Annotated in this window: 13 protein-coding genes and 1 pseudogene; 3 read left to right on the top strand and 11 right to left on the bottom strand. The window is 71.6% G+C overall.

Annotation, left to right across the window (positions count from 1 at the left end; translation table 11 throughout):
- Nucleotides 1–14: 14 nt before the first annotated feature.
- Nucleotides 15–1,109 (top strand): WD40 repeat domain-containing protein, encoded by a 1,095-nt coding sequence (locus OV079_RS29005; RefSeq protein ID WP_267772199.1) that lies wholly within the window; start codon nucleotides 15–17, stop codon nucleotides 1,107–1,109.
- Between the two features lie 213 nt (nucleotides 1,110–1,322).
- On the opposite strand, the gene OV079_RS29000 is transcribed toward OV079_RS29005, so the two are convergent.
- Both OV079_RS29000 and OV079_RS28995 read right to left on the bottom strand, forming a co-directional pair.
- Nucleotides 1,323–1,517, bottom strand: a complete 195-nt coding sequence (locus OV079_RS29000; protein WP_267772198.1) for a response regulator — start codon at nucleotides 1,515–1,517, stop codon at nucleotides 1,323–1,325.
- 35 nt (nucleotides 1,518–1,552) lie between these two features.
- Entirely contained in the window at nucleotides 1,553–2,851 is a 1,299-nt protein-coding gene (locus OV079_RS28995) for a hybrid sensor histidine kinase/response regulator (RefSeq protein WP_267772197.1), read from the bottom strand.
- A gap of 625 nt (nucleotides 2,852–3,476) precedes the next feature.
- On the opposite strand from OV079_RS28995, the gene OV079_RS28990 reads away from it, so the two are divergent.
- Nucleotides 3,477–4,082, top strand: a complete 606-nt coding sequence (locus OV079_RS28990; protein WP_267772196.1) for a hypothetical protein — start codon at nucleotides 3,477–3,479, stop codon at nucleotides 4,080–4,082.
- 353 nt (nucleotides 4,083–4,435) lie between these two features.
- On the top strand, nucleotides 4,436–5,431 hold the full coding sequence (locus tag OV079_RS28985) for a sensor histidine kinase (RefSeq protein ID WP_267772195.1): 996 nt from the start codon (nucleotides 4,436–4,438) through the stop codon (nucleotides 5,429–5,431).
- A 312-nt stretch (nucleotides 5,432–5,743) separates the two neighbouring features.
- On the opposite strand, the gene OV079_RS28980 is transcribed toward OV079_RS28985, so the two are convergent.
- From OV079_RS28980 to OV079_RS28940, 9 genes and pseudogenes are all read right to left on the bottom strand, one after another.
- Nucleotides 5,744–7,786, bottom strand: coding sequence for a hybrid sensor histidine kinase/response regulator (locus OV079_RS28980; protein WP_267772194.1), 2,043 nt, complete (start codon nucleotides 7,784–7,786; stop codon nucleotides 5,744–5,746).
- A gap of 136 nt (nucleotides 7,787–7,922) precedes the next feature.
- Nucleotides 7,923–8,246: a circadian clock KaiB family protein gene (locus tag OV079_RS28975; protein WP_267772193.1), complete on the bottom strand. Its 324-nt coding sequence runs from the start codon at nucleotides 8,244–8,246 to the stop codon at nucleotides 7,923–7,925.
- Nucleotides 8,243–9,967, bottom strand: a complete 1,725-nt coding sequence (kaiC, locus tag OV079_RS28970) for a circadian clock protein KaiC (RefSeq protein WP_267772192.1) — start codon at nucleotides 9,965–9,967, stop codon at nucleotides 8,243–8,245. Before kaiC ends, OV079_RS28975 begins: the two co-directional genes overlap by 4 nt.
- A gap of 379 nt (nucleotides 9,968–10,346) precedes the next feature.
- Entirely contained in the window at nucleotides 10,347–11,057 is a 711-nt protein-coding gene (locus OV079_RS28965) for a sigma-70 family RNA polymerase sigma factor (protein WP_267778669.1), read from the bottom strand.
- On the bottom strand, nucleotides 10,940–11,587 hold the full coding sequence (locus OV079_RS28960) for a hypothetical protein (protein WP_267772191.1): 648 nt from the start codon (nucleotides 11,585–11,587) through the stop codon (nucleotides 10,940–10,942). The genes OV079_RS28965 and OV079_RS28960 overlap by 118 nt, the downstream gene beginning before the upstream one ends.
- 886 nt (nucleotides 11,588–12,473) lie before the next feature.
- Nucleotides 12,474–13,547: a PAS domain-containing sensor histidine kinase gene (locus OV079_RS28955; protein WP_267772190.1), complete on the bottom strand. Its 1,074-nt coding sequence runs from the start codon at nucleotides 13,545–13,547 to the stop codon at nucleotides 12,474–12,476.
- A 10-nt stretch (nucleotides 13,548–13,557) separates the two neighbouring features.
- Nucleotides 13,558–14,166, bottom strand: a complete 609-nt coding sequence (locus tag OV079_RS28950) for a response regulator (protein WP_267772189.1) — start codon at nucleotides 14,164–14,166, stop codon at nucleotides 13,558–13,560.
- A 195-nt stretch (nucleotides 14,167–14,361) separates the two neighbouring features.
- Nucleotides 14,362–14,730, bottom strand: a complete 369-nt coding sequence (locus OV079_RS28945; RefSeq protein ID WP_267772188.1) for a response regulator — start codon at nucleotides 14,728–14,730, stop codon at nucleotides 14,362–14,364.
- A 141-nt stretch (nucleotides 14,731–14,871) separates the two neighbouring features.
- Nucleotides 14,872–16,118, bottom strand: a pseudogene (locus OV079_RS28940) (hybrid sensor histidine kinase/response regulator); the annotation flags it as partial.
- Nucleotides 16,119–16,128: the final 10 nt, after the last annotated feature.

Below are 16,128 nucleotides of genomic sequence, written 5' to 3'. Positions count from 1 at the left end.
GCGGCCTGGGCGACGTGCAGGTGTGGGACGTCGCGGCCGAGAGCACGGTCTTCGCGGTCACGCAGCCGAGCACGATCGGCGAGCATCCGGGCTGGCGCGGCCAGGCAGCGGCCTCCAGCGCGACCCACGCGGCGGCGATCGACTTCCACGACGCCGGCGTGACGATCTGGCAGATGGACCGCCCGGAGCAGCCGATCGCCAGAGTGACGGGCTACAGCCGCGGTCTGCGGCGCGTGATGGTGCACGGCGGGGCGCTGACGGTGCAGCGCACGCAGTCGGCGAACTACATCGATTCGGTGCAGGAGATCGAGCTGGCGAGCGGGGCGACGCGGACGCTGGCGCGCACGCTCGTCCGCGACGTGGCCCGCACGCGCGACGGGCAGCGCCTGCTGGTGCTGCACGAGCAGGGGCCGTCGATGCCGCTCGTGGTCGCGGTGCTCGACGCGGCCGGTGAAACGCTCGAGTCGGTCGAGGTCCAGCGGGCCGCCGGCGAGGTGACGGTGGCGCCGGGCGGAGCGACGTGGGGCGTCATCTCGCACTCGTATCCGGCCCAGTTGCGCGCCGAGCCGACCTGCCACGGGCAATGGCGCGCGTTCGGGGCGACGAAGTGGGCCAAGAACGTCAAGCTCAAGGGCCGCTTCCCGCGGCTGGCCCTGGCCGACACGGCGGCGGCGGTGATGGCCGACGAGCAGCTGGAGGTGGTCGGCATCCCCAAGGGGAAGGCGCTGCTGTCGACGCCGATCGCCAGGGGCGGGCGCGGAGTGGCGCTCAGCCCCGACGGTGCGTTCGTGGCGGTGGCCTCGTTCGGCGGGCCGCGGCTGATCCGCGTCGCCACGGGGGCGGTGCTCGAGCTGACGCCGGAGCTGCCGGGCGAGCGGAGCGCGGCGCTCAGCCTGTGTCTCACCGAGGAGTGGCTGTTCGTCGGCTACGACTCGGGCGCGATCACCCAGCACCGCGTGCCCACCGGCGAGCAAGTCGCGGCGCTCCACGGCCACACCGACGAGGTGCTGGCGCTGACGTGGGCCGACGGGGCGCTGTGGAGCGCGTCGGAGGACGGCACGGTGGTGCGCTGGGGCGAGCTCGGTTCTGCTGTCCTCGAGGACATGTGAGTGGCCGCCTCGCTCACGCTGGCGAGCGGCGAGGTTGGAAAGCCTCGCGGGCGGTCCGGCGGCGACATCGCCACGCATCACGGGTGAAGCGGCGGCGATCCTCGCAGGCCCGCCGAGTGGCGGCGACACGGGGAGGCATGCGCCCGCGAGCGTTCGTCGGAGCTCGAGGCCAAAGTCCGGCGCGTGCGAGCGGCGGCCCGACGCGGCCGGGGCTCATCCGCTGCCGAGGTCGTGGGCGTGGGCGTGGAACACCTTCGCCAGGTCCTTGAGGCCGACCGGCTTGGTGAGGTGGTGGTCGAAGCCGGCGGCGTAGGTGGCCTCGCGATCGGCCTCCAGCCCGTAGCCGGTGAGCGCGACGAGGATCGGCGGTCGCTCGCTCGACTGGCGCGCGCGGACCCGCCGCGCCACTTCATGACCGTCGAAGCCCGGCAGGCCGATGTCGATCAGCGCGATGCGCGGGGCGAATGCAAGATCCGCTCGACCCCCGACGGACCGTCGGCCGCCTCCTCCACCTCGTGGCCCGACAGCTCCAGCAGCTTGCGCAGCATCTCGCGCCCGTCCTTGTTGTCCTCGACGACGACGATCCGCTGCGGCGGCACCTTGGTGCGCGCGAGCTTCGGGGCCGGGCGCGCGGTCGGGCCGGCGGTGTAGCGCGGCAGGCGGACCAGCAGGCGGCTGCCCTGGTGCTCGCCCTGGCTGAAGGCCTCGACCGAGCCGTGGTGGAGCTCGACCAGCTGGCGCACGAGGGTGAGGCCGAGGCCGAGGCCGCCCTCGGCGCGGTGGGCGTCGCGGTGGCCCTGGACGAACAGGTCGAAGGCGTTGCGCAGCAGCTCGGGGCTCATGCCGATGCCGCTGTCGGTGACCTCGAGGGCGACGATGTCGTCGGAGGCGTCGACGTGGACGGCGATCGTGCCGTCGGTCGGGGTGAACTTGAGGGCGTTGCCGATCAGGTTGTCGAGGATCTGCCGCAGCCGCTGCGGGTCGGCCCGGACCAGGGCGGGCCGGGTCTCGCAGGTGACTCCGTGAAGGAGGAACTTGCCGGCGCTGCGCAGCGAGGCGACGTGTTCGCGCGCGAGCTCGCCGAGGTCGACGGTCTGGAGGTCGAGGCGGATCTTGCCGGCCACGACGCGGCCGACCTCGAGCAGGTCGTCGACCAGGTGCTTCAGGTGCGTGGCCTGCTGGGCGATGATGGCCCGCGCCCGCGCCGACTCGGACGGCTCCTGCTGGAGCACGTCGAGCGCCATGGTGATGACGTTGAGCGGGTTTCGCAGCTCGTGGCCGAGCATGGCCAGGAATTCGTCCTTGGCCTGGTTGGCGCGCTGGAGGTCGAGGAAGAGCTGGGCCCGCTCGCGCTCGGCGCGGGCGTTCTCGGTGATGTCGCGGGCGATCTTCGAGGCGCCGATGATGCGGCCGGTGCGGTCCTTGATCGGCGAGATGGTCAGCGAGATGGCGACGAGCTGGCCGTCCTTGCGCCGCCGCACCGTCTCGAAGTGCTCGACGAGCTGGCCGGCCCGGAGCTTGGACAGCACCATCTTCTCCTCTTCGATCCGGTCCTCGGGGATGATGAGGGTCACCGGCTGGCCGATCGCCTCCGCGGCCGTGTATCCGAAGATCCGCTCGGCCGCCGAGTTCCACGAGGTGATCATGCCGTCGAGCGTCTTGCTGACGATGGCGTCGTGCGAGTTGTCGACGATCGCGGCCAGACGGGCGCGCGATGCCTCCAGCTGCTCGAGCTGATCCATACTGCTGGGATCGTGCATGCTGATCGTCAGTGTCGTAGGTCCGGCGTCGGCTCGCAACGTCGTCGACTGCCGTCGTGAGTTCGTCGCCCACACGCGCGAGCCCTCGCGGTGAACGGTGGACGAACCACGCTTCGGGTGCTGCGGTGCGATGTGCGTCGCGAGGTCGCGTCGCGTCGCTGTGGCTGAGTCCGGTCATGCCGTCGGGCGTTGATGCCGCGCGCGCGCCGGGGCGGACGCAGCGCCGGCCGAGCACCCGCTCCCGCGCCGAACGAGCTCGTGCGGCCGGAGCGCGGCGCTCCGACGGGGACGTCGGCGAGGCTTGCCCAGGTGTCCGAAGGGACATGCGGGGGCCGCTGTCACAATCGCCGCGCCCTCACGACGATCGCAAGCGCACGCGCAGCGGGCCCAGGTGCGTGGGGTCGATCGCGCGAGGGGCCGGTGTACCTGCAACCTCGGGCGAGACGATTACGGCCGGACCCGCAGCCGGGGCCGAGCGTCACGACGACGGCGAGCCCGACGTGCGGGCGCCGGCACGCGTGGCCGACGACGTCGGTGGTGGGTACCTGCACGAGCGCGCGAGTCTGCGCGCGGCTGCGGCGGGCTCGGCTGCGGTATGGTGGAGGTCTTGAGCGAGGCGACCGCAGGCGATCCGTTTCGGCCCTTCGTCGTCGCGGTCGACGACGGGACGCGGCTGGTGCTGTCGCGCGGCCGGAGCCGCTCGGAGTGGGCGCTGCGCGTCGGCCTCTATTCGGCCGTGCTGCTGCTGGTCGGTCTGGAAGTGCTGATCGCGTACGTGGTGCTGACGCGGGCCGACTCGCTGGGCGTGGTGCTGCAGGGACTCTCGTATGGCGTCACCCTGTACATCATCCTGCGGGTGGTGCTGTTCTTGTTCCTCGTCGAGGGGCCGCGACGGATCGTGGTCGTCCGCGGCGAGCTCGAGCTGGTCTATCGCGGGGCGGTGCGCGTGATCAGCGAGCCGGTGCTGGGTCCGGTGGCGATCGTCGCGCGCACCACCGAGAAGATGACGAGGCACGGCGATGTCCGCTCACTCGTGCTGGAGGTGCGGACGTTCGCGCGGACGCTCGAGCTCGGGTCGCTGGAGCTGGACCCGGGCGGCGAGCCGACACGCGAGGCGGCCGCACGAGGCGCGGCCGCGCTGCTGGCGGCGCGGCTGGGCGTGCCGCTCGAGCTCGACGCGCCGCCGCCGGTTTGCAGCGAGACGGCCGGGTGATCCCTCCGGCCTCGGCGTGTTTTCGCCGCGACAGGGGTCACTCCGAGGACGTCGGAGTGCCTGGCTTTTGGGACATGTGCGACGAACGCGGCGCGTTGGCAGCGGATGACGACGATGCTCGGATGAAGACGACGAGGCGGGCGATCGGCGCGGCGTGGAGGTGGGGCTCTCGCGGATCGGCGCAGTCGAAGACGATCGCGTCGCGACGTGAGTCGGCGACGAACTCGACGATCGCGCGAAAATCACCCGCACAGACGCGTCGGGGCGGGCGAATTGACGGCCTGTGCGCGGCGCGGACGGCGGCGCGGAGCTTCACGCGCCAGTCGCGTCTGTGCCATATTGCGCGGCCGACGATGCCGGACCGGCAGTCTCCCCCTTCGTCTCGAGCCCACGCCGCGCGTCGCCTGCGCGAGCGCCTGCCCGCGTTCGTCGAGCTGTTCGACGGCGCCGAGCTGCTGGTGGAAGAGCTGGCCGAGCTGCTGGAAGCGACCGACGAGGCGGCCCCGGCCGACGCCGCCAGCGGGCACGGAGCCGGCCGGGCGCGCGAGGACGCCGGCCCCGAGGCGCTCGCCCGCGAGTTCGCGGCGCTGCGCCGGGCCGTCGCGGGCCACCTCGACCCGGCCGACCGCGAGGGCGCGGTCGGCGAGGCGCTGCACGAGCTGCTCGACTACCAGTACGCGGCCGCCACGGCGACGCTGCTGCGCGAGCGCGAGGCGCAGCTGCTGGAGATGGTGGCCCACGACATCAGCAACCCGCTGATGAACATCTGCCTGTGCCGCGATTACCTCACCGGGCTCGGCGGCGGCTCGCCGGAGCAGGAGATGGTGAGCGAGATGCTGCAGAGCGCGTCGCAACGCCTGCAGGACGTGACGCGCGGGCTGCACGAGGTGGCGGACCTGCGCGGGAGCCCGGAGCTGCTCGAGCGGACGCCGCTCGACGTGGTGGCGCTGGTGACGGAGGCGGTGGGCCGGGCGTCGTCGGCGTCGGCGCGAAAGGTCCGGATCGAGCAATCGCTGCAGCTGGGCGGGGCGTCGGTGCTGGGCGACCACGAGCGCCTGGTCCGGGCCATGGGGAGCGCGCTGCAGTCGGCGCTGCGGGCCGCCGGCGGGGACCGGGCGGTGACGCTGCGCGGCGAGGTGACCGGCGGCGAGGTCGTGCTGCGGATGAGCGACGTGATCGCCGACCTCGGCCGACCGTCCCTGGCCCGCCGCCGGACCACGACCGAGCTGTTCGTGGCCCGCAGCATCGTCGAAGCCCACGGGGGCCGGCTGTGGCACGAGCCGTCGCCGTCCGGCGGCGGCATGACCCTCGCCATCGGCCTGCCCGTCGCGGCCTCGCCGGGCGGTTGAGGTCGCTCGACCTGTCCGAAGGGGCAGGCCTCGCGGGCTCGGCGCTCGGCTGTCCGAAGGGGCAGGTCAGACCGCGGGCGAGGGCGCTCGGCTGTCCGAACGCGCAGGCCTGGCCGCGGGCGAGGCCGCTCGACCTGTCCGAAGGGTCATGTCGAGCGGGCGAGGCGGGCTCGGCTGTCCGAGAGGTCATGTCTGACCGTGGGCGAGGGCGCTCGGCTGTCCGAACGCGCAGGCCTGGCCGCGGCCGAGGCCGCCCGGCTGTTCGAGAGGGCGGGTCTCGCCGTGGCTCGGCGGGCTCGGCTGTCCGAACGGTCAGGTCTCGAATTCGCCGGCCTGGGGCGGGCGCAGCAGCGTCTTGAGCTTGGCGAGGCCGACCGGCTTGATCAGGTGGGCGTGGAAGCCGCTGGCTTGCGAGCGCTGGCGGTCCTCGGTGCGGCCGTAGCCGGTGAGGGCGATGAAGCGGGTCTCGGCGAACTCCGGCCGGGCGCGCAGGTCGGCGACCACGCCGTAGCCGTCGAGCAGCGGCAGGCCGATGTCGCACAGCACCAGCTGCGGCACGAAGGCGAGCGCGGTGGCGATCCCGCTCGGGCCGTCGGCGGCGGTCTGGACCTTGTGACCGAGCATGCCGAGCAAAGCGGCCAGAAGCTCGGCGGCGTCGCGGTTGTCGTCGATGACGAGCACGCGCAGGCTCGGCCCCGCGGCCGCGGCCTTGTCGACGCGCGGCGCCTCGGGCCCGACGCGCTCGCCGTCCCACAGCGGCAGGCGGACCACGAACTCGCTGCCGAGCCCGGGGCCGTCGCTGTGCGCCTCGACCTGGCCGCCGTGGATGGTGACCAGCCGCTTGACCAGCGCGAGGCCGATGCCGAGGCCGCCCTGCGAGCGGTCGAGCGAGCGGTGGACCTGCGTGAACAGGTCGAACACCTCGGCCAGCATCTCCTGCGGGATGCCGATCCCGCTGTCGCGCACGCGCACGACGGCGCGACCGCCCTCGCACTCGAGGCGCACGCCGATGTCGCCGCCGATCTCGGTGTACTTGGCGGCGTTGTTGACGAGGTTGCCGATGACCTGGGCGATCCGGGTGGAGTCGGCGCGCACCCACACCGGCTCGGGCGGACAGGCGAATTGGAGCCGGTGGCGCTTGGCGTCGACCGCCGGGCGGCTGGTCTCGATGCCGCGCAGCACCGCGGCGCCGAGGTCGATGCGCGCCATCTGCAGCTGGATCTTGCCGGTGTTGATGCGCGACACCTCGAGCAGGTCGTCGACGAGCCGCGTGAGCTGCTGGACCTGGCGCTCGATGACGTCGCGGCATTGATTGGCCAGCGGGTCGTCGAGCGCCTGCAGGTTCATGATCTCGAGCGACGACTGGATCGGCGACAGCGGGTTGCGCAGCTCGTGGGCCAGCATCGCCAGGAACTCGTCCTTGCGGCGGTCGACGGCCTGGAGCTCGCTCGCGCGCCGCCGCAGCTCGTCCTCGGCCTCGCGCAAAGAGGTGATGTCGGTCAGCGTGATCACCACCCCGAGCCGCTCGCCGCCGGCGACCACCAGCGGACCGGCGCCCAGCATCAGCTCGGCTCGCTTGCCCCCGGGCCGGTCGAAGCTGACCTCGAGGCCGCGCAGCGGCTCGCCGCGCCACACCGCGTCGAGGTCGACGCGCGTACCCGGAGCGTCGTGGCGCGCCAGCGCGAACACCCGCTCGAACCGCTGGAACAACGGGTTGGTGCCGCACAGGTCGTGCGCCGCCCGGCTCGCGCGCAGCACGGTGCCCTCGTTGTCGCACACGACCACCGCGTCGGCGACCTGCTCGAGGATCGCCCGCGCGGTCGCCTCGTCGGCGATCAGCCGCTCGCGCCGCTTCTGCTCGCTGAGGTCGACGACGAGGAGACACACGCCGGCGACGCCCTCGTGCAGGGCCCGCACGCCGAGGACGATCGGCAGGCGCTCGCCGTCGGCCCGCCGCAGCATCACTTCGCTCTCGGCCAGCGCGGCCAGACCGTCGCGCAGCAGCGCCTCGAACACCGGCAGGCCCGGCGGGTCGATGTGCTGCTGCAGCGGCTGGCCGAGGATCGCCTGCCGCTCGCGGCGCAAGAGGCGCTCGAACTGCGTGTTGCAGGCGAGCACGACGCCGTCGATCGTCAGCGCGGCGGAGGCGTGGTGCATCTGATCGACGAGCAGCCGGTAGGGCTTGTCGGCGGCGTCGAGCGTGAACACGCGCGGCGGCTCGCTGTCCTCGGCGTCGCTGATCACGAGCGCGTCGATCTCGCCGCCCTGGATCGCGCGGATGGTCTCCTGGGCCTCGGCGAGGCGGAGGCGCAGCTCCTCGAGCTCGCGCTGGGCGGCGGCGAGGGCGTCGCTCACGGCGTCACCCCCGCGACCGGCCGGCGGAGACGGAGGAGCTGGCCGAAGAGACAGGTGTTCGTGCCCGCGGCGGGGCGGGCGCGGCGTGCCTGGTCGGAGGGACAGGCGCGAGCGGCTGGGGCGGTGGGGCGGTCGGTCATGGCGTGGAAGCAGGCACCAGCTGCAGGCCGATCAGCGCTTTCTCGATGTTCGACAGGTCGCCGATGACGCGGCGGATCGGGTCGGGCAGCTTGCGGACGAGCGTCGGGATGGCGACGATCTCGTCTTGCTTGGCCAGCTTCGGGTGTTTGTGCAAGTCGATGACCTCGATCCGGTAGCGGCCGGCCAGGTGCTCCTCGCAGATCTTCTGGAGGTTCTGCAGCGCTTGCATCGACTTGGGGGTCTGACCGGCCACGTACAGCCGCAGCTCCCACACATCAGGGTCGGGGGACCCCGCGGGTACCTCGTGCTCGCTGTTCATGCGGTCTCCTCTTGTTCGGTGTGGGCGTCGGCGCGGCGGCTGAGGGCCATGCCGAGGCGGTCATCGGTGAGCCGGCGGTCGACGGCCTCCTCCGCGGACAGCAGGAGCTCGAGCTCGAGCTCCTGGCTCTCGGCCTCGGCCCGCAGCGCGGCGATCTGGGCGTCGAGCGTCTGCCGCTTGCGATCGATCTCTCGTCGCTTGCGCGCGATGGCCTGGCGGCGCGCCTCGGCGGCCTCGCGCTCCTTGGCCTCCTGGGCCAGGCGCATCGAGCCGGTCAGAACGCCCTCGGGGCCGATGTAGACGTCGCGCAGCTCGACGCCGTGGCTGGTGAGCAGGAACTCGCGGACCTGGTTGGAGTGGGGCGTGCCGCGCGACTTCAGGACGTGGAGGCCGCGGTTGCGCTCGCCGCCGAGCTCGACGTCGCGCAGGAGGATCCATGTATCGATCAGCGACGAGATGTTCTGCTCGGTGGCCTCGAGCAGCGCCTTGCCGCCGCTGATCAGGCTGAGAAACACCGCGGTGATCTGGCGGCTCTTGAGGAAGTCGACCAGGCGCAGCAGCATGGCGTGGGTCTCGCCCGGGGTGCCGACGACGATAAAATTGCTGATCGGGTCGATGACGACGAGGTGCGGGTCGAACTCGCGGATGTGCTTGAACATCGTCGCCAGGTGCATCTCGAGCCCGTGGAAGGTCGGGCGCGTCGAGACGAAGTGGAGCATCCCGTTGGCGAACCAGGGCGCCAGGTCGAGGCCGATCGACCGCATGTTGCGCAGCACCTGCTGCGGCGACTCCTCGAACGAATAGTAGAGGCAGCGCTCGCCGCGGGCGCAGCAGGCCGCCGCCATGTGCGCGGCGATGCTCGACTTGCCGGTGCCGGCGGTGCCCGACAGCAGCACGCTGGTGCCGCGGTACACGCCGCCGGCGAGCATGGCGTCGAGCCGCTCGATGCCGGTCGACACGCGCTCGGTCGAGGCGACGTGGTCGAGCTTGAGCGAGCTCAGCGGCAGCACCGAGAAGCCGTCGCTGTCGATGAGGAACGGGTACTCGTTGGTGCCGTGATGGGTGCCGCGGTACTTGACGATCCGCAGCCGCCGCGTCGACACCTGGTCGAGCATGCGGTGGTCGAGCTGGATCACGCAGTCCGACACGTACTCCTCGAGGCCCTGGCGGGTGAGGGTGCCGTCGCCGCGCTCGGCGGTGATGACGGCGGTGACGCCCCGGTCCTTGAGCCAGCGGAACAGCCGCCGCAGCTCGGAGCGCAGGATCGCCTCGTTGTCGAAGCCGCCGAACAACGTCTCGAGCGTGTCGAGCACGACGCGCTTGGCGCCGACCATGTCGATCGCCAGGCCCAGGCGGATGAACAGGCCCTCGAGGTCGAACTCGCCGGCCTCCTCGATCTCGCTGCGGTCGATATGGATGTGCTCGACCACCAGCCTGTCGCGCGCGGCCAGGTCCTCGAGGTCGAAGCCGAGCGAGCGCACGTTGGCGGTCAGGTCGTCGGGGGTCTCCTCGAAGGCGAAGAAGACGCCGGGCTCGCCGAACTCGGTCGCGCCGCGGACCAGGAACTCCATCGCCATCAACGTCTTGCCGCAGCCGGCGCTGCCACACACCAGCGTCGGCCGCCCGCGCGGCAGCCCGCCCCCCGTGATGTCGTCGAGGCCGTGGATCCCCGTGGGAGCCTTGGGGATGCTCTGGCGTTCACTAGCGGTGCTTCCGATCATGAGGTTGCCGTGTCGCGAGGCGTGCCGAGCGCAGTCGGCAATGGCCAGTTTAGGGCGACCGATGGACGAGCGGCAACCTCGAAAGTAGGCCGAGCAGACTCGGCTATGTCACGGCGGGGCAGGCGGGCCAGGACGACGGCGACGGCGCCGTCATTTCTTCGTTGCCGGGCTCAAGAACGGCGCGCGCCAACGGGGTTCCGTCGCCGCAATCGCTCATGCGGCGAACTCGTACGTAAGGGACATGGTCCAGCTTGCCGGCCCGCTCGCGGGCTCTCCGACCGAGGGTTTTGCCGAGCAAAAAGCCGCGAGCCGGGCACCCCGCGGTGGGGGCGTCCGGCTCGTGGTCGGGGGGTCGTAAGGGGGTCGAGAGAGGAACTCTTTACATGAGCTGGCGGCGCTCGAACTCCGAGCGGAGCTTGCGCAGCGCCTGCTCCTGCAGCTGACGGATGCGCTCGCGCGAGAGCGAGTAGTTGGCGCCGATCTCCTTGAGGGTGAGCTCGGGCTCGCCGTCGAGGCCGACGCGCTTGCGGAGGATGTCGGCCTCCATCGGCGAGAGCTTGTCGAACACCTCGAGGAGGGCGTCCTGCAGGAGGGCGGAGTCCATCAGCTCGTAGGGGGTGGCCTGGCTGGCGTCGACGAGGGTGTCGGCGAGGCTGCTCTCGCCGTCGCGGGTGGCCGGGAGGGAGAGGCTGAGCGGCTGGTCGATGAGCGACCAGCTCATCCGCTGGATGCGCTCCATGCTGATGCCGGTGGCCGAGGACAGCTCCTCGTCGGTGGGGGTGCGGCCGTACATGACCTCGTACTCGCGGCGGGCGCGATTGACCTTCTTGCAGGCGTCGATCATGTGGAGGGGCAGACGGACGCTGCGGTCGGTGTCGACGATGGCGCGGGTGATGGCGTAGCGGATCCACCAGGCCGCGTAGGTGGCGAAGCGGCAGCCGCGGGTGGGGTCGAAGCGGTCGACGGCCTTCATCAGGCCCATGTTGCCGTCCTGGATGAGGTCCTGCAGCGGGATCGAGCTGCGGGCGAAGCGGCGGGCGATGGCGACGACGAGGCGGAGGTTGGAGCGCACGAAGGCGTTCTTGGCCAGCATGACCGCGTTGTGGGCCTTGCGGGCGGCGGCGACGTAGCGGACGAAGGGCGCGCTGTCGCGGTAGGGGGCTTGACCTTCATGTTGGTGGCGACGCCGCGGTCACCCTCGAGGCCGGTGAGGTCGGCGAGGATGGAGTCGGCGACGACGCTGTCGACGTCGGCGAACACCAGGCGATCGATGAGGGCGTTGCGCGCGGCGTTGAAGGCCTCCTCGTGGCTCTTCAGGACGCGGTCGCGGAGGGCGCGAGAGGTCTTCTCGACGGCCTCGAGCACGGCCGGCGGGACGGCCTCGGCCGACAGACGCTCGCCGATCAGGGCGCAGATGGCCGAGACGAACGGCGGGTAGCTCAGGAAGGCGGCCCACATGGCCTTCTTCAGCTCGACCAGGCGGGTGGCCGCAGCCATCTCCTCGTCCTTCCCCATCACCGTGACATCGGCGAGTTCGCGGAAGTACCGCGCGGTCGTCGCACCACCGATCGGCGCATTGAACGTGCAATCATTCCCGGAGTTGGTGATTCGATTCAGCATTGTGGACCCCTCGTCTGACCTCCAATAGATTCGCAATGATCAGATAAAGAGGACGTAAAGAAGAGGGGCAGTTCGCATCAAGATCTCGTAAGGAACGCTGTTAAGTGCGGTATATGCGCGGTTTTTCTTCGACTTTACTCGACTTTGTCCGACTGAGACCTCGTTTCGTGACGGCCAGAAATGGGGCTAAAACCGGCTTTGTCATCAGGTAAAACCCTAAAATAATATTGCCAATGACTTCGAAAGGCCCGACTCGAGGCGATGGAGATCGCGGCGACGGTCGGCGAGTCACCACATTTGAGAATGTGGGGTCGCCGTCGAGGCGGAATCATCATACGGGCTGGATCGGCCCGGAAGGGGCCCCAGGGGCGCGTAGAAGGCTGTTTCGATCCGCGGGCCTGCGTCGAGGGCCGGGCCGGCGGACGCGGCGGGGGAGCGCCCCGCGCACCGGAGCCGGAGCACCGCTGAGCTCGCCGAGGCGGGGAGGCGGTCGTCCACGCGACGGTATCGCTCGCGGCAGAAAATGCGGTCGCGGTCGCGAGGTCGCGCGGCTGCTGTCGCGGGCGGAAGCAGGATGCCGGATGCTGCGTCGCTCGCAGCGAGGTGCGAGCGAGGTCGGGTCGGCGTGGCGTCGCTCTTCGGGCGCGGTCGGAGGTCGCGCGACAGGTGCGGACGGGGAGGTCGTTGCAGCCGTGTCGCTCGTCGTGGGGGGCGCGGTCGATGCCGTCGCTCGCGAGTGTCGCTCGCTCGTGGGACGGACGAGGAGCGATGCTGCCGCTCGCGAGCGGTCGCTCGTCGTGGGACGGACGAGGAGTGATGCAGCCGGTCGCGAGTGTCGCTCGTCGTGGGACGGACGAGGCGGCCGAGCGTGCCGTCGTCGCGGGCGCTACGCGGGCGGGCGTCGCGGCAGGTGGACGTGCATCAGGTTGCCGCCGGCGTCGCTCGACTCGAACGCGATCGTCCCGCCGTGGGCGAGCACCAGCTGGCGGGTGACGAACAGGCCGAGGCCGAGGGCGCGGGCCCCGTGGCGGCGGGCGGGGTCGGTGCGGCGGAACGGTTCGAACACCGAGTCGCGCACGCTCTCGGGGACGGCCGGGCCGAGGTTGTGGACCGTCAGCTCGACGGCGTCGGGGGCGTCGCCGACGGCGCGCACGGTGATCGTGGTGCCGGGCGTGCCGTGATCGATGGCGTTGCCGACCAGGATGGTGACGACCTGCAGCAGGCGGTCGAAGTCCCAGGTGCCGCGCAGGTCGCCGACGGCGTCGAAGCGGACCCGCGTCTTGCCGTTCGGCAGCTCCTCGATCGCCTGCTCGACGATCTCCCGCAGGTCGGCGGCGACCGGGCCGATCGCGATCCCGCGGCCCAGTCGCACCTGCGTCAGGTCGAGCAGCTGCTCGATGAGGCGACCCATGCGCTCGCCGCTGGCGAGCACGCGCTCGAGCGGGGTGCGGACCGGCTCCTCGCGCGCGCGCAGGAGGGCCAGCTGGGCCGAGACCATCATCGCGTTCAGCGGGTTGCGCAGGTCGTGGCCGAGGATCCCGAGCATCATCTCGCGGAAGGTCTCGACGTCCTTGCGCTTGTGGATGTCGGCGGCGACGCCGACCCACTCGAGCCGTTCGCCGCGCGCGTCGGTCACCGGGGCGGCGCGCAGCAGCGTCCAGGCGGGCTGACCGTCGGGCCGCGGCAGGCGGACCTCGAGCTCCCACGCGGCGCCGGCAGCGAAGGCCGCGCGCACGGACGCCTCGACGTGCTCGCGGTCTTCGGCGTGCACGCCGGCGAGCAGCCCGCGCTCCAGCCATTGCTCGCGGCTCACGCCGGTCAGCGCGCGGAAGCCCGGCGAGTCCTCGAGCGGGCGGTCGCCGTCGGGCGCCAGCCGCCACACGGTCTGACCGGTCGCCTGCGCCAGCGCGGTGAAGCGGCGCTCGGCGGCGCGGGTGTCGTCGTCAGCGGTGCGGCTCATCGCGGGCTCCTCATCGACGCTCCAGCAGCTTGCGCAGCGCCTCGCGCAGCGCGCCCAGATCGATCGGCTTGCGCAGCACGATCGCACCGCCGGCCTCGACGCGGCGCTCGGCGGTCACCAGCAGCACGGGGATCGGCGCCAGGCGAGGGTCGCGGGCCTTGGCCTCGCGGAACTCCTTGCCGCCCATGCGCGGCATCTTGAGGTCGAGGACGATGACGGCCGGCAGCGGCGTGGCGGGCGCGGCGAGCAGCTCGAACGCCTCGACGCCGTCGGCGGCGGCCAGCACGCCGTAGCCCTCGTCGACCAGGAAGTCGCGCAACGACTCGCGGACCATCTCGTCGTCGTCGACGACCAGCACGTAGTCCCTCGGCGTCGCCGTCGCCGGGTTCTGCCCCGGCGTCTCCGAGCGGCGCTGGCCCTCGGCGAGCATCCACTTGTCGACCTCCGACAGCTTCAGCTTCCACAGCTTGCCGATCTTCTGCGCCGGTAGCCCGCGGCGCTCGATCCAGCGGTAGATCGAGTCCTTGCGCACCCCGAGGTGCGCGGCGACCTCGTCGATCGACGCCCATGGCTCCGAGCGCGGATCGTCGTCGCGGGGAGGGCGAGGCGGTGCGGCCATGCGCAAGATTGCTACCGCGGACGCGGAATTCACTCAATAGTCGTGAAAACACGGTACTGAAGTGCGGCAATGACGCGGGCGCGGCCGCGCCGGTCGCGGGCGGGCGGACGGCCGTCCGAGGCTGTCTCAGAAGACAGGAACTGACGCCTGTCCTCGGGACAGGTCTGGCGGCCCCGGGGCGCGCGGCAGGCGGGGTCAACCGACGCTCTTGCGCCCGGCGCTGCGGTGTTGGTCCATCAGCCGGCTCAGCTTGGCGAAGTTGACCGGCTTGACCAGGTGGGCGTCGAAGCCGGACTGCTGGGTCCGCGTGCGCACGTCCTCCTGGCCCCAGCCGGTGACTGCGATCAAGAGAACGTCTTCGGCCCACGGCTGCGAGCGGATCCACGAGGCGGCGCCGAAGCCGTCGAGCTTCGGCATGCCGAGGTCGAGGAAGATGACCTCGGGGCGGAATCGGTCGGCGGCGTCGATGCCCTGCTGGCCGTCGTAAGCGGTCTCGACGATGTTGCCGCTCACCTTGAGCAGGCCGGCCAGGCTGAGGGCGGCGTCGACGTTGTCGTCGACCACGAGCACCTTGCGGGCCGTGGGGCTCGGGGCCGGGGCCGCCGGGGTTGTCGGGGCCGGCTCGGCGGCGGTCTCCCGGCGCAGCAGCGGCAGCTTGACGGTGAACTCGCTGCCCCTGCCGGGCCCCTCGCTGTGGGCGGCGACCGAGCCGCCGTGCAGCTCGACCAGGCGGCGGACCAGCGCCAGGCCGATGCCGAGGCCGCCCTGGGCCTGGTGGACGGTGCGGTCGACCTGCGTGAACAGCTTGAACACTTCGGGAGCATCTCGCCGGAGATCCCGGTGCCCGAGTCGGCGACGCGGATCAGCACCAGCGCGTCGGGGCCAGCGAGCTCGACGGTGAGGCGGATCTGCCCGCCCTCCGGGGTGTACTTGGCGGCGTTGTTGAGCAGGTTGCCGACGACCTGGGTCAGGCGCGTGCGGTCGCCCTCGATCCAGATCGGGTCCTCGGGGGCGCTGACGGCGATCTGGTGGCGGCGGGCGTCGATCAGCGGGCGGGTCGTCTCGAGCGCGCGGCTTATCACCGCCGCGACCTCGAGCGGGGCGCTCTGCAGCTTGATCTTGCCCTGGGTGATCCGCGAGACGTCGAGCAGGTCGTCGACCAGGCGGTGCAGCTGCTCGGTCTGGCGCTCGATCACGTCGCGGCACCAGCGGATCTCGGGGTCGTCGATCTCCTTGACGCCCATCAGCTCGACGGCGCTGTGGATCGGGGCCAGCGGGTTGCGCAGCTCGTGGGCCAGCATGGCCAGGAACTCGTCCTTCTGGCGGTCGGCCTCGCGCAGCTGCTCGTGCGTGTGCCGCAGCGCCTCCTCGGCCCGCAGTCGCTCGGCGACCTCGGCGGCGAGGGTGCGGTTGGCCTCGGCCAGGCCGGCGTTGGCCTGCTCGAGCACCGCGTTGAGCTGCTCGAGCTCGCGGGTCTTCTCGGCCTGCAGGGTGGTGTTGGCCAGCGCGAGCTGGGCGTTGGCCTGCTCGAGCTCGCGGTTGGCCCGCACCAGCTCCTGGCGCTTGAGGTGCAGCTCGACCAGCACCGAGACCTTGCCGCGCAGGATCTCCGGGACGATCGGCACGTACACGTAGTCGACCGCGCCGAGCTCGTAGCCGCGGAGGGCGTCGAGGTCGGTGATGTTGTGGCCGGTGACGAAGATGATCGGCGTCCGCTCGAAGCGCGGGTGCTGGTGGATCATCGCCGCGGTCTCGAAGCCGTCCATCTCCGGCATGCTGACGTCGAGGAGGATGACGGCGAACTCCTCGCGCAGCAGCTTCTGCAGCGCCTCGACGCCCGAGGACGCGCGCACCAGGTTCTGCTCGAGCGGCGCGAGGATGGCCTCGTAGCTGAGCAGCCGGGCCGGCTGGTCGTCGACGAGGAGGATGTTGACTCGGTCGCGCGCGGTCATGACGACACCT

Origin of the sequence: Nannocystis pusilla (assembly GCF_026626665.1) — a bacterium.
Taxonomy (GTDB): Bacteria; Myxococcota_A; Polyangia; order Nannocystales; family Nannocystaceae; genus Nannocystis; species Nannocystis pusilla.
The sequence above is the reverse complement of the archived record's forward strand: the minus strand, read 5'-3'. Positions and strand labels throughout refer to the sequence as shown.